Below are 17,699 nucleotides of genomic sequence, written 5' to 3' on the forward strand. Positions count from 1 at the left end.
TGCCGCGCCCGCCCGTACCCCCGGGCGGGCGCGGGACCGAGAAGCGAGGAACGATGAGAACCCCCACCTGGCGATCACGGTGCCTGAGCGCCGCGATCGCGGCCAGCCTGCTGAGCCTGGGAGGCCCGCTGATGGCCGCCCAGGCGGCCGGCGGCCCCAACATCGCGCTCGGGGACGCCGCCGCCGCGAGCAGCGCCCAGTCCGGCTACGGCGCCGGCAGCGTCACGGACGGCGACCAGGGCTCGTACTGGGAGAGTGCCGGCCCCGGCCTGCCCCAGTGGGTCCAGGCCGACCTCGGCACCTCCACCCGCGTCGACGAGGTGGTGCTCAAGCTGCCCGCCGGCTGGGAGACCCGCAACCAGACCCTGTCCCTCCAGGGCAGCGCCGACGGCACCAGCTTCAGCACCCTGAAGAGCTCCGCCACCTACACCTTCAGCCCCGGCTCGGCGAACACCGTCACCATCGCCTTCCCGGCCACCCAGGCCCGCTTCGTCCGCGTCAACGTCACCGCCAACACCGGCTGGCAGGCGGCACAGCTCTCCGAGCTGGAGGTCCACGCGGCCGAGGGCTCCTCGGCCAACCTGGCCGCGGGCAAGACCCTCACGGCCAGCAGCCACACCGAGGTGTACGCCGCGCCCAACGCCAACGACGGCAACCGGGCCAGCTACTGGGAGAGCGGCAACAACGCCCTGCCGCAGTGGCTCCAGGCCGATCTCGGCGCGGCCGTGGCCGTCCACCGGGTCGTCCTCAAGCTGCCCGCCGGCTGGGGCGCCCGCAGCCAGACCCTGAAGATCCAGGGCAGCACGAACGGGACCGCCTTCACCGACCTCTCGGCGTCCCAGGCGTACGCCTTCAACCCGGGCAACGACAACACCGTGACGATCGCGCTGGACTCCACCACCACCCGCTACGTGCGGGTCCTGGTGACCGCGAACACCGTCCAGCCCGCCGCGCAGCTCTCCGAGCTGGAGGTCTACGGACCCGCCACCGGCGACACCCAGGCCCCGACCGCCCCCGCGAACCTGGCGTACACCCAGCCCGGCACCGGGCAGATCAAGCTCACCTGGAACGCCTCCACCGACAACCAGGGCGTCACCGCGTACGACGTGTACGCCAACAACGTCCTGCTCACCACCGTCGCCGGCGACGTCACGACCTTCACCGACAACCGGCCGGCCGACCAGACCGTCTCGTACCGGGTCCGGGCCAAGGACGCGGCGGGCAACCAGTCCGGCGACAGCAACACGGTGACCCGCGTCGGCGAGGGTGGGGACACCCAGGCCCCGACCGCGCCCGCGAACCTCGGGTTGACCGAGCCCGCGAGCGGCCAGGTGAGGCTGACGTGGACGGCCTCCACGGACAACAAGGGCGTCACCGCGTACGACGTCTACGCGAACAACGTCCTGCGCGGCAGCGTCTCCGGCGGCGTCACCACGTACACCGACACCCAGCCGGCGAGCGCCACCGTCATCTACCACGTGGTCGCCAAGGACGCGGCGGGTAACACCTCCACCGCCTCCAACAGCGTCACCCGCAACGGCAGCGGCGGAGGCGGCTCCAACCTCTCCGTCGGCAAGGCGATCGAGGCGTCCTCCGCCACGGGGAGCTTCACCGCGGCCAACGCCAACGACAACGACACCGCCACCTACTGGGAGGGCGGCGGCGGTTACCCGCAGACCCTCACCGTCAAGCTCGGCGCCAACGCCGACGTCGACCGGCTCGTGCTGAAGCTCAACCCGGCCCAGGCCTGGCAGGCCCGCACCCAGACCATCGAGGTCCTCGGCCGCGAGCAGAGCGCCACCGGCTTCACCGGCAAGGTCGCGGCCAAGAGCTACGCGTTCGACCCCGCGAGCGGCAACACCGTCACCGTCCCGCTCACCGGGCGCCTCGCGGACGTCCAGCTCAAGTTCACCGCCAACTCCGGCGCCCCGGCGGGCCAGCTCGCCGAGTTCCAGGTCGTCGGCGTGCCCGCGCCCAACCCGGACCTCACCGTCAGCGGACTGTCCACCACGCCCGCCGCGCCGGACGAGGACGACGAGATCACCGTCTCCGCGGTCGTCCGCAACGACGGCTCCGCGCCCGCCGCGGCGAGCCGCGTCGCCGTCCGCCTCGGCGGCACCAAGGTCGCGACCGGACAGGTCCCGGCCCTCGCCCCCGGCGCGCAGACCACCGTGCCGGTCGTGGTCGGCGTGCGCGCCGCCGGTTCCTACGAGCTCGGCGCCGTCGCGGACGAGGCCAACGAGGTCCTGGAGCAGAACGAGACCAACAACACGTACACCCGTCCCACCGCCCTCGTGGTGAAGCCGCTGGCGAGCGCGGACCTCGTCGCCACCTCGGTGACGACCGTCCCGTCCAGCCCGGCCGCCGGGGACTCGGTGACGTTCAAGGTCGCCGTGAAGAACCAGGGCACCGAGGCGACCAGCACCGGCAGCCACGGCGTGACGCTGGAACTGGTCAACGCCCAGGGCGGTGTGGTCAAGACCCTGACCGGGGCGCACAGCGGGGCGCTCGCGCCCGGCGCGTCGACCGAGGCGAGCCTCGGCACCTGGACCGCCGTGAACGGCTCGTACACCGTCCGGACCGTGCTCGCCGACGACGCCAACGAACTGCCGGTCAAGCGCGGGAACAACACCCGCACACAGCCGCTCTTCGTCGGTCGGGGCGCGAACATGCCGTACACGACGTACGAGGCGGAGGACGCCGCCACCGGCGGCGGAGCCTCGGTCGTCGGCCCCAACCGCACCATCGGCGACATCGCCGGCGAGGCGTCCGGCCGCAAGGCCGTCACCCTGGACGCGACCGGCGAGTACGTGGAGTTCACCACGCGCGCGGCCACGAACACCCTGGTCACCCGCTTCTCCATCCCGGACGCCGCGGGCGGCGGCGGGATCAACTCCAGCATCAACGTCTACGTCGACGGCGTGTTCAAGAAGGCTCTGCCGCTCACCTCGAAGTACGCCTGGCTGTACGGGGCCGAGGCCGGCCCCGGCAACGACCCGGGCTCCGGCGCCCCGCGCCACATCTACGACGAGGCGAACCTGATGTTCGGGGAGACGATCCCCGCGGGCAGCAGGATCAGGCTGCAGAAGGACGCCGCGAACACCGCCGCCCACTACGCGATCGACTTCGTCGACCTGGAGCAGGTCGCGCCGGTCGCCAACCCGGACCCGGCCACCTACACGGTGCCGGCCGGCTTCGGTCACCAGGACGTGCAGAACGCGCTGGACAAGGTCCGGATGGACACCACCGGAAAGCTCGTCGGCGTGTACCTGCCGCCCGGTGACTACCAGACCTCCAGCAAGTTCCAGGTCTACGGCAAGGCGGTCAAGGTCGTCGGCGCCGGCCCCTGGTACACGAAGTTCCACGCGCCCTCGACGCAGGACAACACCGACATCGGCTTCCGCGCCGAGGCCGCGGCGAACGGCTCGCTGTTCAAGGGCTTCGCCTACTTCGGCAACTACGTCACCCGCATCGACGGCCCGGGCAAGGTCTTCGACTTCGCGAACGTCGCGGACATCGTCATCGACGACATCTGGAACGAGCACATGGTGTGCCTCTACTGGGGCGCCAACACCGACCGGATGACGATCAAGAACTCGCGGATCCGCAACCTGTTCGCCGACGGCGTCAACATGACCAACGGCTCGACGGACAACCTCGTGTCCAACAACGACGCCCGCGCGACCGGTGACGACAGCTTCGCGCTCTTCTCGGCGATCGACGCCGGCGGCGCGGACATGAAGAACAACGTCTACGAGAACCTCACCACCACGCTCACCTGGCGTGCCGCGGGCGTCGCGGTGTACGGCGGCTACAACAACACCTTCCGCAACATCCACATCGCCGACACCCTCGTGTACTCGGGCATCACGATCTCCTCGCTGGACTTCGGGTACCCGATGAACGGCTTCGGCACCATCCCGACGAACTTCGAGAACATCTCGATCGTCCGGGCCGGCGGCCACTTCTGGGGCAACCAGTCCTTCCCCGGCATCTGGGTCTTCTCCGCCTCGAAGGTCTTCCAGGGCATCCGGGTCAGCCACGTGGACATCGTCGACCCCACCTACAGCGGGATCATGTTCCAGACGAAGTACACCGGCTCCCAGCCCGAGAACCCGGTGAAGGACACCGTCTTCACCGACATCTCCATCACGGGCGCGAAGCGGAGCGGTGACGCCTGGGACGCCAGGTCCGGCATCGGCGTCTGGGCCAACGAGATGCCCGAGCCCGGCCAGGGCCCGGCCGTCGGCGAGGTCACGTTCAACTGCCTGCGCATGCAGGACAACGCCGAGAACATCCGGAACACGACCAACTTCAAGATCAACATCAACCCCTGCTGAACCGCTCCACCCCCGCGCACGGACACCGGCGCCCCCGCATCCAGCGGCGGGCGCCGGCCCCGTTCCCGGGTACACCGCTCGCGGCGCCGGACGAACCCTCCTAGCCTGCGTCGGATGATGAGAGCCGACGACGTACGAGCCGTACTGGACCTGCTGCGCCGGACGGGAGCGGACGTCTGGATCGGCGGGGGATGGGGCGTCGACGCCCTGATCGGCGAGCAGACCCGGGACCACCACGACCTGGACCTGATGCACCGCGAGGACCAGGAGGAGGCCGTGCTGACGGCCCTCCGCGGGGCCGGCTTCGCGGAGACCCTCGACCAGAGGCCCGTCCGCTTCGTCATGACGGCACCGGACGGGCGGGAGATCGACCTCCACCCGCTGGTCTTCGCCGACGACGGCTCGGCGGTCCAGGCGTCGCCGGACCCCGGGAAGCCCTTTCCCTACCCGTCCTCGGCCTTCGTGACCGGCACGGTCGAGGGCACCCCGGTGCCCTGCCTCTCGGCCGAGCAGCAGGTCTTCTTCCACCAGGGTTACGCGCCCCGGGACCGCGACCTCCACGACATGGCCCGGCTCCGCCGCGCCTTCGGCATCACGACACACTTCTGAACCGGGCGCGCGAGGGCAGGTGCGTCGCACGGCGGTGGGCGGCCTCCCGCGGCCCCCCGCGGCCTCACCCGGAGCCCCGGACCGGCGAGGCGCCCGGGGCATGGGCCAATGGCCCCCACCCGGTCACCCGCATCCCCTCCCGACCGGGCCGATGGCCCACCCTTCCGCCCGCGAGTTGAGCCGCCGTACCCCCTTCGGTCTATCCTTGTAGCCATCACACATCTTCGGCGCCGCGCAGCGCCGTCCGGCGACGAGGCCGGACCGGCCCGCGGTGCCTTCGTCGTGTCCGAGCCCCCACCACCCCCGGGGACGCCCGCACGCGGCGAGGAACAGATCAAGGGGGGCGGGATTGGCCGCCGTGCGCTCGTACTTCATGGCCCCGGACCCGGGGCTCGTCCGGCTCAGGGTCTCGCTGCGCGCCGTCCTCGGCATCGCGCTCGCGGTCGCACTGGCCGAGTTGCTCGGCCTCTCCCTCGTCGCCTCCATCACCGCCGGCCTCGCCGCGCTGCTCGCCCTCTTCACGGTCGTCGACCCCACGGTCCGCCGCCAGGCCGTCACCACCGCCCTGCTGCCCGCGGCCGGGTTCCCCGTACTCGCCCTCGCGACCCTCCTGCACGGCGTGCCGACGCTCCGCGACGCGGCCTGGCTGCTCGTGATCTTCGCCGGCGTCTACGCCCGCCGCTGGGGCCCTCGCGGGCACGCGCTCGGCATCTTCGCCTTCATGCAGTTCTTCGTCACCCAGTTCCTGCACGCCGTCCCCGCCCAGCTCCCCGAGCTGTACGCGGCCACCGGCGTCGCCCTGGCCGCGGCCGCCGCCGTGCGCTTCGCGGTCTGGCCCATCGAGCGCCGGGTCCCGCCGCCGGCCGTGCTCGCCGCCCTGCCCGGGACCGGTTTCGCCCGGGCCACCACCCGCCAGGCCGTCCAGGTCACCGTCGCCTCGGGGGCGGCCCTCGTCATCGGGCAGTTCCTCTCGGAGGAGCGCTGGTACTGGGCCGTCGGCACCGTCTGGTGGATCTTCGTGAACACCGCCTCGCGCGGCGAGACGCTCGTCCGCGGCTTCCGCCGCGTCCTCGGCACCGTCACCGGCATCGTCGGCGGGTTCCTCGTCGCCGTCCCGCTGGCCGGCGCGCCCGTCGCCACCGCCCTGCTGGTCGCCGTGTGCGTGTTCGGCATCTTCTACTCCGCCGCCGTGTCCTACAGCTGGATGATCCTCGCGGTCACCGTCATGGCCAGCCTGCTCTACGGTCTCCTGGGCGTGCTGGACGGCCCGCTGCTCCTGCTCCGCGTGGCCGAGACGGGCGCCGGGGCCGTCTGCGCCGGCCTCGCCGTGACCCTGGTCCTGCCCGTCCGGACGCACACCACCAACGACACGTGGATCCAGCGCGCGCTCCTCTGCGTCCGGTCCGCGACCTCGGCCGCGGCCCGGCGCCTCGCCGGTGACGAGGCCGCCGACCCGACCCCGCACGCCGCCGAGCTGGAGGCGCTCCTCGGCCGGGTACGGCTCTCGGTCGCCCCTCTCGTCCATCCGCTCACCCCTTTCAAGGGACGCAAGGAGCGGGCCGGCCGGGTGCTCGTGCTCCTCGACGAGGCCGCCCGCGAGGTGCGGGGGCTCGTCTCCGTGGCCGCCGACCCGGACGCCTCCCACGACGCCCGTCTGGCCGCCGCCTGCTGGCGGGTCGAGGCCGCCGTCGAAGCCCTGATCTCCCGCCAGGAGGCCACGGCCGATCCGGACGGTCATGTCCGGATCCCCGCGCCGCCGGCGAAGCCCGCAGCCGTGTCCGCGCCTCCGCCGAAGCCGGGAGCCGTGTCCGGGCCCGCCGGGGGCGCCAGGTGGAACGAGGTCGTCCCGCCCGCACCGTACGGCGTCCCCCCGTAGCCTCCCGCGCCGTCCGTGGGAGCCGGCGGCCGGTCCCGTACCGCCTCGGCGTCCCGCCGCGAGGCCGCGTGCGCCGCCGGGTCCTGTGACGCGACCGCCGCGAGCGAGCGGTCGAGTTCCTCCGTGTCCGGGCGGGCGGACGGGTCCCGCACCAGCAGCCGGGCCAGGACGTCCGTGAGCGCGCCGGCCCGCCGCGGGGGCGGCACGTCGTCGGAGAGGACCGCCGCCAGCGTGGCGAGGGTGTTCTCCCGGCGCAGCGGGTGGTGGCCCTCCACCGCCACGTACAGCACCATGCCGAGCGACCACAGGTCGGAGGCCGGACCGGTGCCGCCGCCCCCGCGGATCCGCKCGGGCGACATGTAGTCGGGCGAGCCGATGATCGAGCCCGAGGCGGTCAGGACGGTGTTCTCGCGGATCGCGGCGATCCCGAAGTCGGTGAGCACCGGCCGCCCGTCGGGGCGCAGCAGGACGTTGGGCGGCTTGACGTCGCGGTGCTCGATGCCCCGCTCGTGGGCGGCCCGCAGGGCCGAGAGCAGCTCGCGACCCAGCACGGCGGCCTCGACCGGAGCCATCGGGCCGCGGTCGAGCCGGTCCTGGAGCGAACCGCCGGTGACCAGCTCCATCACGAGCCAGGGGTAGGTGCCCTCGCCGGCGTCGACGATGTGGTGGATGGTCACCACGTTCGGGTGGTCGATCCGGGCCAGGGCGCGCGCCTCGCGCAGGACGCGCTCCCGGAGGGTCCGTGCGCCCTCGACGTCGTGCTCGGCGAGCGCGGGATCCGGCGGCCGTACCTCCTTGACCGCCACGTCACGGTGGAGGACCAGGTCGCGGGCGCGCCAGACCGTCCCCATGCCCCCGCCGCCCAGCCGCTCCACCAGCTCGAAACGACCGTCGATGACTCTGTTCACTCGCACCCCTGTCCCCCGGGCGGCGGGCCCGGCCCGGTCCCGCCCATGTCGCCGTACACCTCGACCCGGTGGCGTCCGGGCGGCCCGCAGGACTCCGGGCGGTGCTGCCGCCCCGGCCACGGCCCGTCCGTGCCACCGCCGCGACACCGGCCACCGCCTCCGCCCCCTGTCGGCACCGGCAGCGGACTCGGCCTCCGCGTCGGCGTCGACGGTACCGCCCCGCGCGTGCTCCCCGGGCACCGGGCGGCCCGTCCACTCCGGCGCGCCCGCGTCCCGCCGTACCCATCGATCGGCCGCACTGCGCAGCGCTCGCGCCCGGCTCCTCGGCTAGGGTGATGCGACAGGGAATGCGCCCCCCCGGGGCCGGGCCGATGCGTAGGTCGATGCGTTGGAGACTCACGAGCCGTCGAGCAGGGTTCCGCAGCCGCCCCGCGCGGCCGTCGGGGACGCGAGCGTGCTCCGTGAGCTGCTCCCGATCGCCCTGTGGCGCGAGGACGCCGAGGGGCACATCGTCGAGTGGTCGCTCGCCGCGCAGGACCTCCTCGGGCACCGCCCCGAGCACGTCCTCGGACGGCTGGCCACGCCCCTCCTCGTCCCCGACGCCAACCGGGAACTCGCCGAGCGGCTCACCCTCCGCGTCCAGGCCGGCGAGACGATGGTCGGCACCCTGCCCGTCCGGCACCGCGACGGCCACACGGTCGCCATGGAGATGTGGATCGTGCCCGCCGCCGACCCGGACGGCAGGCCGGGCGCCATGCTCATCGCGGTGGAGACCTCCGAGGTCCTGCGGATGCGGGAGAACCTCGCCGCGATGGAGAGCCTCTTCACCCAGTCGCCCATCGGGCTCGCCCTGCTCGGCCCCGACCTGCGGTTCCTCCGGGTCAACGACGCCCTGGCCCGAATGAACGGGGTGTCCGCACCCGAGCACGTGGGCCGCCGCCTCACCGAGGTCGTCCCCGGGGTCAACGCCGTCTCGCTCGAATCCCTGATGCGCCAGGTCATGGAGAGCGGGCACGCCGTCGTCGACGCCCGCCGCGTCGGCCGCACCCCCGCCGACCCCGACCGCGACCACATCTGGTCCTGCTCGTACGCCCCGCTCGTCGACCGCACCGACCGGCGGTCCCTGGGGCTCATCGCCTCCCTCGTGGACATCACCGAGAGCCAGGAGGCGCACACCGAGGTCGAGCGGGCCCGCCACCGCTTCGCCCTGCTCGCCGAGGCCGGCGCGCGGATCGGCACCACGCTGGACCTGCGGCGCACGGCGGAGGAGGCGGTGCGCTTCCTCGTCCCCCAGCTGGCCGACTCGGCGGACGTACAGATGCTGGAGTCCGTCCTCGAACCGGACGACCCGGTCGCCTCCACCCGCGGGGTGCTCCGGCGCCTCGCGGCCCGCTTCCCCGACCCCACGGCCCCGACCTCCCTGCTCGTCCCGGGGCAGACCTTCCAGATCCCGCTGGACTCCGTGTACGAGCAGGTCGTCGCCCGGGGACGGCCCACGGACCTGTACGCCACGGACATCCCCGAGCTCTTCACCGACCCGCGCACCGAGGCGCTCCGCACCTACTTCGCCACCCGCGTCGGCTCGGCCCGCCTCGTGCCCATGGTGGCCCGCGGCCAGGTCCTCGGCTCGGTCACGGTGACCCGGCTGCGCACCCGCGAGCCGTTCGACGCGCAGGACTGCGTCCTCATCGACGAGGTCGTGGCGCGCGCCGCCCTCAACATCGACAACGCCCGCCTCTACACCACCCAGCGGGAGGCCGCCCTCACCCTCCAGCGCAGCCTCACCAACAGCGAGCTGCCCGCCGTCCCCGGGCTCGAACTCACCGGCCGCTACCTGCCCGCGAGCGCCCATGACGTCGGCGGCGACTGGTTCGACGTCATCGCGCTGCCCGGCGGCAGGACGGGGCTCGTCATCGGCGACGTCATGGGGCACGGCATCCACGCGGCCGCCGTCATGGGCCAGCTGCGCACGGCGGTCCGCACCCTGGCCCGCCACGACATCCCGCCGGCGGAGATGCTCCGCTCCCTGGACGCGGTCGTCGCCGACCTCGGCGAGGACACGATGGCGACCTGCGTGTACGCCGTTCACGACCCGGCCACCGCTGGCTGGGTCATCGCGCGCGCCGGGCACCCGCCGCCGGCCGTGGCCGACCCGGACGGGACGGTCACCTTCCTCCACGGGCGGCCCGGGACCCCGCTGGGCACGGGCGCCCACGACTTCGGCACCCAGGAGGTCACCCTGGGCGCCGGCGGCCTGCTCGTCCTCTACACGGACGGCCTCATCGAGTCCCGGGACCGCGACCTCGACGAGGGGATGCGGCAGCTCGGCCGCGCGCTGCGGCGGCTGGACCGCCCGCTGGACGTGCTGTGCGACGGGATCCTCAAGAAGCTCCTGGTGGGACCGGCGCAGGACGACGTGGCGGTCCTGATGGCCCGCACGGTCGGCTGAAGCCCCGGCCCGGCGCGGGCGATTCGGCCCCGCGGGCGGCTGCCCGTGCTCCCGCGCTCGGATCCCCGGGCTTGCGGGATCGGACCCCCGTGCTCCGGCGTCAGGTCCCCGTGCCCCCGTGCTCGGATTCCCGCGCCTCGGCGGCAGGTCCCCGCGCCCCCGTCGGTCAGGTCGGATCCGGTCGTCGGCCGACCGCCTCGACCAGCGGCAGCAGCCGGTGGGCCACCCGTTCCCGGAGCGCGATCTCGGTTCGTGTGCGGACCACCCCGGGCAGCTGGATCAGGCGCTGGATGACGTCCTCCAGGTGCCCGGCGTCGCGGGCGACCACCCGGGTGAGCAGATCACCGCCGCCGGTGATGGAGAAGGCCTCCACGATCTCCGGGACGGCCGCGAGGGCGTCGCCGACCTCGTCGAGGTGCCCCTGGGTGACCTCGACGTGCACGAAGGCGAGCACCGGGTGGCCCAGGGCGGCGGGGGAGAGGACGGGACCCGTCGAGGTGATCACCCCGTCGCGCTCCAGCCGGTCGATCCTGGCCTGGACGGTGCCTCGCGCCACGCCCAGGATCCGGGCGTACTCCCGCACGCTCGTCCGCGGCTGCTCGATGAGCAGCCGCAGGATCCGGGTGTCGAGCTGGTCCACGGCCATGCTTCCGGGGCCTCCTCCGTCGTCGGTCCGGTACGGGACACCGGGTGGTGAATGGTTTCACTCCGATGCGGAACGCGCTCCTCCAGGGTCCCCGAAGCGCACGGAGCGGCCGGAACGGAACGGCGCCCGGAGGCTGGAAGGAGCAGCGGGGGAGTGGCGCGCTCCGGCCGCCGGGCACCGTGGGGAGGAGCGGTCATGCGACGCGGATCCGGTCCGCCCCCCCCTTGGACGAGGTCCGAACGGCGGCCCGGCCGTTGTCGACGCGCGCCCGGGAGGCGGTCCGGCCGTCCGGTCATCCGCCCGGTCGGGTGATCGGACCGGGCATCCGGCGGAGGCGGCGGGCGGGCTCCCGGGCTCGGCGCGCGGGCGGCGCAGAGTGGGCTGCGTGGATGTCGAGGAAGTCGCCGATGAGCTGTACGGGCTGAGGCCGGCCGAGTTCGTGGCCGCGCGGGACACGTACGTCGCCCGGGCGCGGGCGGCGAAGGACGCGCGGGCCGCGAAGGCCGTCGCCGCGCTGCGGCGCCCGTCCATCGCCGCGTGGGCGGCGAACCGGCTGGCGCGGCAGCGGCAGCGGGAGGCCCAGCAGTTCCTGGCCCTGGGAACGACCCTGCGGGAGGCCCACCGCACGCTCGACGCCGAGCAGCTGCGGGCGGCGAGTGCCCAGCGGCAGGAGCTGATCGCCGCGCTGGCCCGCACGGCCGCCGCGCTCGCGGGCGAGGCGGGGCTGTCCGTGAGCGACACGGTGCAGCACGAGATCGAGCAGACCCTGCACGGCGTCCTCGCCGACCGCGACGTGGCCGAACAGTGGGCGAGGGGCCGGCTCGTCAAGGCACCCGAAGCGGCGGTCGGCTTCCCCGAGGTCGCACCGGAGGCGGCCCCGGCCCGCATTCCGGCCGACGAGGGCGAGGCTCCCGGCAGCGAGGGCACGGGTGAAGATCCCGGCAGCGAGGGCGAGGGCGCGAGCGAGAAGTCGGCCCGAGCCGCCGCGGGCCGGTCCGCGTCCAGGCGCAAGGCGGCCCGCGGCGAGGACGCGCGGCGTCGGCGCGCGCGGGAACGCGCCCTTGCGGAGGCGGGGGAGGCCGACGGCGAGGTCAGCCGGAGGGAGCGCGAGCTCGCCGCCGCCCGCGGGGCCCGGCAGGCCGCGGTGGAGGAGGTCGACGCCTCGGCCGAACGGGTCGGCCGGCTGGAGCGCGAGCTGCACGAGGAGCGACAGGCCAGGCAGGAGGCGCGGACGGCGGCCACGGCGGCGGGCAAGGAGGTGACGGCGGCGGAGCACGCCGTGCGGGAGGCCCGCCGGGTCGCCGCCCAGAAGGCCGTCGCTCTCCAGGACCTGGAGCGACAGGCCTCGGAGCGACAGGCTTCGGAGCGACAGGCTTCGGAGCGACAGGCTTCGGAGCGACAGGACAAGGCCTGACGGAGCAGGGAGACCCGGGGGTGCGGCGTCGTGGCGGCAGCCGGGCGGTGCGTCGGCGGCGTGCGGTCGTGGGCGTCAAGGTAACGGATGCCTGGAAGAAGTTGAAGAGTTCTTGCAAATGATGCACTGCATTCCGCAGGTCTCGGTGCCACGACCCTCCCCGGCGCCTCGGCCCCCGGCGCCCCGCCTGGGCGGGCCGAGCGCGTGCCGCGCCGCACCCGCGGCCCAACAGCCCAACAGGAGCCGAGTTGTCGAGCAATTACGAAATGAGCGCGATATCTTGCGTTCACTTGTTGGGGGTGGTTGAGTGTGCCGCGCCCCACAACGCAGTCGCCGACTCCGACGGGGCGACCTCCACGTTCTTGCCCGAAGGGGACCACTCGATGAGAAGTGCCAGGCTCCGCCGTACCCGCCGCGCCAGCGCGGTCACCCTCGTCTCCGCGATGACGCTCACCGCTCTCGCCGCCTGCGGCACGAGCAGCAGCGACGACGACGGCGGCGGTACCTCGCAGCAGACCGGCTCCTCCGACGCCTCCGCTCCGCTGGACCCCAAGACCAAGGTGTCCCTCACGATCGACTGCATGCCCCCGGCGGCGAAGGCGGCCGAGCTCAAGGAGTGGAAGGAGGACGTCGCCGAGTTCAACAAGACGTACCCGAACGTCACCATCGAGGGCCGCTCCACCCCCGGGCAGTGCCTGGAGCCGCCGCGCTTCACCGCGATGCTCAAGGCCAAGTCGCAGCCGGACGTCTTCTACACCTACTTCACCGACCTCCCGCAGGTCCTGTCGGAGAACGGCGCCGAGGACATCTCCGCGTACGTCAGCGACAAGACCGTCCCGGGACTCAAGGACATCGACCCGAACGTCCTCGGCACCCTCCAGCAGGACGGCAAGCTGTACGGCCTGCCCACCAGCAACTACACGATGGGCCTGCTGATCAACCGCAAGCTCTTCAAGGACGCCGGGCTCGACCCCGACTCCCCGCCGAAGACCTGGGAGGAGGTCCGCGCCGCCGCGAAGAAGATCGCGGGCCTCGGCGAGGGCGTCTCGGGCTTCGGCGAGTACAGCGCAGGCAACACCGGCGGATGGCACTTCACCGCCCAGATGTACAGCCTCGGCGGGGACATCGTCGACCCGAGCGGCAAGAAGGCGGCGTTCAACAACGAGGTCGGCAAGCAGCTCGCGAAGAACCTCCACGCCATGCGCTGGGAGGACGACAGCATGGGCAAGACCCAGCTGCTCAAGTGGGGCGACCTGCAGAAGCAGATAGCCACCGACAAGCTCGGCATGTTCCTCGCCGCCCCCGACGACATCACGTACATGGTCCAGCAGCTGGGCGCCAAGTACGAGAACTTCGGGATGGGCCCGATCCCCGGCGGCAAGAACACCCTGGCCGGCGGCAACGGCTACATGATCAAGAAGGGCATCTCGCCCGACAAGGTCAAGGCCGGCATCGCCTGGCTCAACTTCAAGTTCACCACCGTCGGCAAGGGGCAGTTCGACTGGGCCCGCACCAAGGCCGACAGCCTGCCGGTCGGCCTTCCGCAGCCGAACTTCTGGCTGAACGAGTCCAAGACCAAGGACGACGCCGCCCGCGTCCAGCACGCCACCATGCCGGTCGCCAACTTCAAGGCGTTCATGGACAGCCCCGTCCCCGGCAAGGCCGAGCCGCCGAAGGCCCAGGAGGTCTACAAGGTGCTCGACAACGTGATGTCCGGTCTCCTCACCAACAAGGACGCCGACGTCGACAAGCTCCTGTCGACCGCCGAGACGCAGGTCAACCAGGTCCTGGCCAACCAGTGACGGAACCGGGCGGGGCGGGCGTCCACCACGCCCGCCCCGCCCGGAACGCCCAGCCCGCCGGCAGACCCGGCAGCCCCGGTAGACCCAGCAGACCCGGTAGCCCGGGCAGACCTGGCAGTCCCGGCAGTCCCGTACCAAGGAGCACGCATGTCGGCCCCGAGCCTGACCCCGAGCAAGGCGGCGCGTCCCCGCCACTCCACGCCGCGCCACCAGGGCCCCGGCGCCCCCGGCGGCGCCTTCGCCAAGAGCCTCCGGCGGAACCTCACCGCCCACGGCTTCCTCATCGGCGCCGTCCTCTGCTTCGCCCTCTTCTCCTGGTATCCGATGGTCAGGGAGTTCCTCCTGGCCTTCCAGAAGACCGAGAGCGGGGAGTCCGTCTGGGTCGGACTGGACAACTTCCGCACCGTCTTCAACGACCCGGCCTTCTGGCAGGCCTGGGGCAACACCCTCTGGTACACCGCCCTCGCCCTGGTCCTCGGCTTCGTCGTCCCCTTCTTCCTGGCGATCACGATCAACGAGTTCCAGCACGGCAAGAGCTATCTGCGGCTCCTGGTCTACCTGCCCGTGATGCTCCCTCCGGTCGCCGCGGTCCTGCTCTTCCAGTACCTGTACGACCCGGGCTACGGCCTCCTCAACGAACTCCTCGGCCTCCTCCACCTGCCCGAACAGCAGTGGCTCCAGGACGCGGACATCGCGATGTTCTCCCTCGTCGTCGCCTCGACCTGGATGAACATGGGCGGCGCGACCCTGATCTACCTCGCCGCGCTCCAGGGCATCCCGGGCGAGCTGTACGAGGCCGCCGAACTCGACGGCGCCGGCCTGTTCCGCAAGATCTGGCACGTGACGATCCCGCAGACCCGCCTCATCCTCTCGCTGATGCTGCTCATGCAGATCATCGCGACCATGCAGGTCTTCGTCGAGCCGTTCCTGCTCACCGGCGGCGCCGGACCCGAGGGATCCACCACCACGGTCGTCTACCTCATCTACCAATACGCCTTCAACTTCAACAACTACGGCGCCGCGGCGGCCCTCGGCCTGCTCCTGCTCGTACTGCTCGCCGGATTCTCGGCCGCGTACGTCAAGCTCAGCCGCGCCGAGGAAGAGTAGGACCGGGAGACCAGCATGTCGACACGTACGCTCATCTCACCGGCCGTCCTCGCCAAGAGCCGCGGCAAACGCCTCTACTGGAGCGCGTTCGCCCTCGTCACCGGCGGCTTCACCCTGGTGTTCCTCGGCCCCCTCTACTGGCTGATATCCAGCGGGTTCAAGGACACCCAGGAGGTCGTCAGGACCCCGCCCACCCTGGTGCCGGAGAGCTTCACCCCCGAGAACTACAGCCGCGCCTGGGAGGTCATGGACCTCTCCTCGCTGCTCCTCAACACCTTCTACTACGCCTTCGGCGCGCTCGCCTTCCAGCTCGTCCTCGACGTCGCCGCGGCCTACTCGCTGTCCAAGCTGCGCCCGGTGCTCGGCAAGGCGATCCTCGGGATGATGCTCGCCACCCTGATGATCCCGGCGACGGTCCTCGTCGTCCCCCAGTACCTGACCGTCCTCGACGTCCCGATCGTCGAGCGGAACCTGCTGAACACCCCGTGGGCGATCTGGCTGCCGTCCGTCACCAACGCCTTCAACATCTTCCTGCTGAAGCGGTTCTTCGACTCCATCCCGAAGGAACTCCTCGACGCCGCCTCCATGGACGGCGCGAGCCCGACGCGGATCCTGTGGTCGATCGTCCTCCCGATCTCCCGGCCGATCCTCGGCGTGGTGTCGATCTTCGCGGTCGTCGGCGTGTGGAAGGACTTCCTCTGGCCGATGCTCACCCTCCCCGACCCGGCGAAGCAGACCCTCAACGTGGGCATCTACTCGCTCTCCAACGGGGTCCCGGTGAACATCCTCATCGCCGCCCTCACCATCGCGTCCCTCCCGACGCTGATCGTCTTCCTCGTCTTCCAGCGCAACATCATGGGCGGTCTCACCGCCGGCAGCCTCAAGGGCTGACCCCGCGCCACCGTCCTCCTCCCGAAGCCTTCGCCGCCGTCCCGGCCCATCCTGCCCCCGCTCTCCGGGACGGCGGCGAAGAACCCCGACCTGCCCGAAAGGACCGTTCCGTGGCAGCCTCCTCGCCGTCCCGCACCGCCGACTGGTGGCGCGACGCCGTCATCTACCAGGTCTACCCGCGCAGTTTCGCCGACGGCGACGGCGACGGCACCGGAGATCTCGCGGGCGTCCGGGCGAGACTGCCCCACCTCGCCGAACTCGGCGTCGACGCCGTCTGGTTCACCCCCTGGTACGCCTCGCCGATGGTCGACGGCGGCTACGACGTCGCCGACTACCGCGCCATCGACCCCGCCTTCGGCACCCTCGACGAGGCCGAGAAGCTCATCGCCGWCGCCGCCGAACTCGGCCTGCGCGTCATCGTCGACATCGTCCCCAACCACGTCTCCGACCAGCACGCCTGGTTCCGCGCCGCGCTCGCCGCCGGACCCGGCAGCCCCGAACGGGACCGCTTCCACTTCCGGCCCGGCCGCGGCGAGCRCGGCGAACTCCCGCCCAACGACTGGCCCTCCCAGTTCTCCGGCAGCACCTGGACCCGCGTCCCCGACGGCGAGTGGTACCTCCACCTCTTCACCCCCGAGCAGCCCGACCTCAACTGGTCCCATCCCGACGTCCGCCGCGAGCACGAGGACGTCCTGCGCTTCTGGTTCGAGCGCGGCGTCGCCGGCGTCCGCATCGACTCCGCCGCCCTCCTCACCAAGGACCCCGACCTCCGCGACTTCGTCGAGGGCGTCGACCCCCACCCGTACATCGACCAGGACGAGATCCACGACGTCTACCGCGCCTGGCGCGCGATAGCCGACGCGTACGACGGCGTCTTCGTCGGCGAGGTCTGGCTCCCCGACGCCGAACGCTTCGCGCGCTACCTGCGGCCCGACGAACTCCACACGGCGTTCAACTTCAACTTCCTCGCCTGCCCCTGGGAGCCGGACCGGCTCCGCCGCACCATCGACGACACCCTCGCCGAACACGCCCCCGTCCACGCCCCCGCCACCTGGGTGCTCTGCAACCACGACGTCACCCGCACCGCCACCCGCTACGGGCGCACCGACACCGCCTTCGACTTCGCCACCAAGACCTTCGGCACCCCGACCGACCTGGACCTCGGCACCCGGCGCGCCCGCGCCGCCGCCCTCCTCACCCTCGCCCTGCCCGGCTCCGTCTACCTCTACCAGGGCGAGGAACTCGGTCTGCCCGAGGCCGACGTCCCCCGGGACCGGATCCAGGACCCCATGCACTTCCGCTCCGGCGGCAGCGACCCCGGCCGCGACGGCTGCCGGGTCCCCCTCCCCTGGGAGGCCGAGGCCCCCTCGTACGGCTTCGGTGCCGGATCCCGGCCGTGGCTGCCGCAGCCCGCCGACTGGGCCCGCTACGCCGTCGACCGGCAGCGCACGGACCCCGACTCCATGCTCACCCTCTACCGCACCGCCCTCGAACTGCGGCGCTCCGTACCCGGGTTCGGCGACGGCCCGCTCCACTGGCTGCCCGCCCCGGACGGTGTCCTCGCCTTCGCCCGCGACCACGGCCTGATCTGCGTCGTCACGTCGAGCTCCGCGGTCAGCCGCGCTATCTCGGCGCGCAGGTGACCGCGGAGCTTGGC

General features: G+C 72.5%; 10 protein-coding genes and 1 pseudogene. 9 read left to right on the forward strand and 2 right to left on the reverse strand.

Features of this window, described 5'->3' with window-relative positions:
* The first annotated feature begins 53 nt into the window (after positions 1-53).
* From EAO70_RS01740 to EAO70_RS01750, 3 genes are all read left to right on the forward strand, one after another.
* Complete coding sequence (locus EAO70_RS01740) at positions 54-4,340, forward strand: discoidin domain-containing protein (protein ID WP_148001268.1); 4,287 nt, start codon at positions 54-56, stop codon at positions 4,338-4,340.
* A 117-nt stretch (positions 4,341-4,457) separates the two neighbouring features.
* Positions 4,458-4,949, forward strand: coding sequence for a nucleotidyltransferase domain-containing protein (locus EAO70_RS01745; protein WP_187283681.1), 492 nt, complete (start codon positions 4,458-4,460; stop codon positions 4,947-4,949).
* A gap of 373 nt (positions 4,950-5,322) precedes the next feature.
* On the forward strand, positions 5,323-6,825 hold the full coding sequence (locus tag EAO70_RS01750) for an FUSC family protein (protein WP_148001281.1): 1,503 nt from the start codon (positions 5,323-5,325) through the stop codon (positions 6,823-6,825).
* Positions 6,826-6,989: 164 nt separating this feature from the next.
* Here the strand turns inward: EAO70_RS01750 and EAO70_RS01755 are convergent.
* Positions 6,990-7,676, reverse strand: a pseudogene (locus EAO70_RS01755) (serine/threonine-protein kinase); the annotation flags it as partial.
* A gap of 511 nt (positions 7,677-8,187) precedes the next feature.
* On the opposite strand from EAO70_RS01755, the gene EAO70_RS01760 reads away from it, so the two are divergent.
* Positions 8,188-10,182 carry a SpoIIE family protein phosphatase gene (locus tag EAO70_RS01760; protein WP_315986193.1) on the forward strand — a complete coding sequence of 665 codons (1,995 nt, stop codon included), beginning with the start codon at positions 8,188-8,190 and terminating at the stop codon, positions 10,180-10,182.
* Positions 10,183-10,348: 166 nt separating this feature from the next.
* On the opposite strand, the gene EAO70_RS01765 is transcribed toward EAO70_RS01760, so the two are convergent.
* Positions 10,349-10,828, reverse strand: coding sequence for an Lrp/AsnC family transcriptional regulator (locus EAO70_RS01765; RefSeq protein ID WP_148001271.1), 480 nt, complete (start codon positions 10,826-10,828; stop codon positions 10,349-10,351).
* 385 nt (positions 10,829-11,213) lie between these two features.
* Here EAO70_RS01765 and EAO70_RS01770 point away from each other — a divergent pair, with 385 nt between their 5' ends.
* The 5 genes from EAO70_RS01770 (at position 11,214) to EAO70_RS01790 (ending at position 17,685) form a co-directional block, all read left to right on the forward strand.
* A complete protein-coding gene (locus EAO70_RS01770) occupies positions 11,214-12,242 on the forward strand; it encodes a hypothetical protein (protein ID WP_148001272.1) in 1,029 nt (342 codons plus the stop codon).
* Between the two features lie 383 nt (positions 12,243-12,625).
* Positions 12,626-14,044: an extracellular solute-binding protein gene (locus EAO70_RS01775; protein WP_148001273.1), complete on the forward strand. Its 1,419-nt coding sequence runs from the start codon at positions 12,626-12,628 to the stop codon at positions 14,042-14,044.
* Positions 14,045-14,191: 147 nt separating this feature from the next.
* Positions 14,192-15,151: a carbohydrate ABC transporter permease gene (locus EAO70_RS01780; RefSeq protein ID WP_148001274.1), complete on the forward strand. Its 960-nt coding sequence runs from the start codon at positions 14,192-14,194 to the stop codon at positions 15,149-15,151.
* 15 nt (positions 15,152-15,166) lie between these two features.
* A complete protein-coding gene (locus EAO70_RS01785; protein WP_148001275.1) occupies positions 15,167-16,042 on the forward strand; it encodes a carbohydrate ABC transporter permease in 876 nt (291 codons plus the stop codon).
* A gap of 110 nt (positions 16,043-16,152) precedes the next feature.
* On the forward strand, positions 16,153-17,685 hold the full coding sequence (locus EAO70_RS01790) for a glycoside hydrolase family 13 protein (RefSeq protein WP_148001276.1): 1,533 nt from the start codon (positions 16,153-16,155) through the stop codon (positions 17,683-17,685).
* Positions 17,686-17,699 lie beyond the last annotated feature (14 nt).

The sequence above is a fragment of the Streptomyces sp. adm13(2018) genome (assembly GCF_008042145.1).
Lineage (GTDB): Bacteria > Actinomycetota > Actinomycetes > Streptomycetales > Streptomycetaceae > Streptomyces.

Excerpts from the sequence above, each read along its gene's own strand:
- EAO70_RS01745 (WP_187283681.1), top strand. The coding sequence starts at position 4,458 with ATGAGAGCCGACGACGTACGAGCCGTACTGGACCTGCTGCGCCGGACG.
- EAO70_RS01785 (WP_148001275.1), top strand. The coding sequence starts at position 15,167 with ATGTCGACACGTACGCTCATCTCACCGGCCGTCCTCGCCAAGAGCCGC.
- EAO70_RS01765 (WP_148001271.1), bottom strand. The coding sequence starts at position 10,828 with ATGGCCGTGGACCAGCTCGACACCCGGATCCTGCGGCTGCTCATCGAG.
- EAO70_RS01775 (WP_148001273.1), top strand. The coding sequence starts at position 12,626 with ATGAGAAGTGCCAGGCTCCGCCGTACCCGCCGCGCCAGCGCGGTCACC.
- EAO70_RS01750 (WP_148001281.1), top strand. The coding sequence starts at position 5,323 with ATGGCCCCGGACCCGGGGCTCGTCCGGCTCAGGGTCTCGCTGCGCGCC.
- EAO70_RS01740 (WP_148001268.1), top strand. The coding sequence starts at position 54 with ATGAGAACCCCCACCTGGCGATCACGGTGCCTGAGCGCCGCGATCGCG.
- EAO70_RS01780 (WP_148001274.1), top strand. The coding sequence starts at position 14,192 with ATGTCGGCCCCGAGCCTGACCCCGAGCAAGGCGGCGCGTCCCCGCCAC.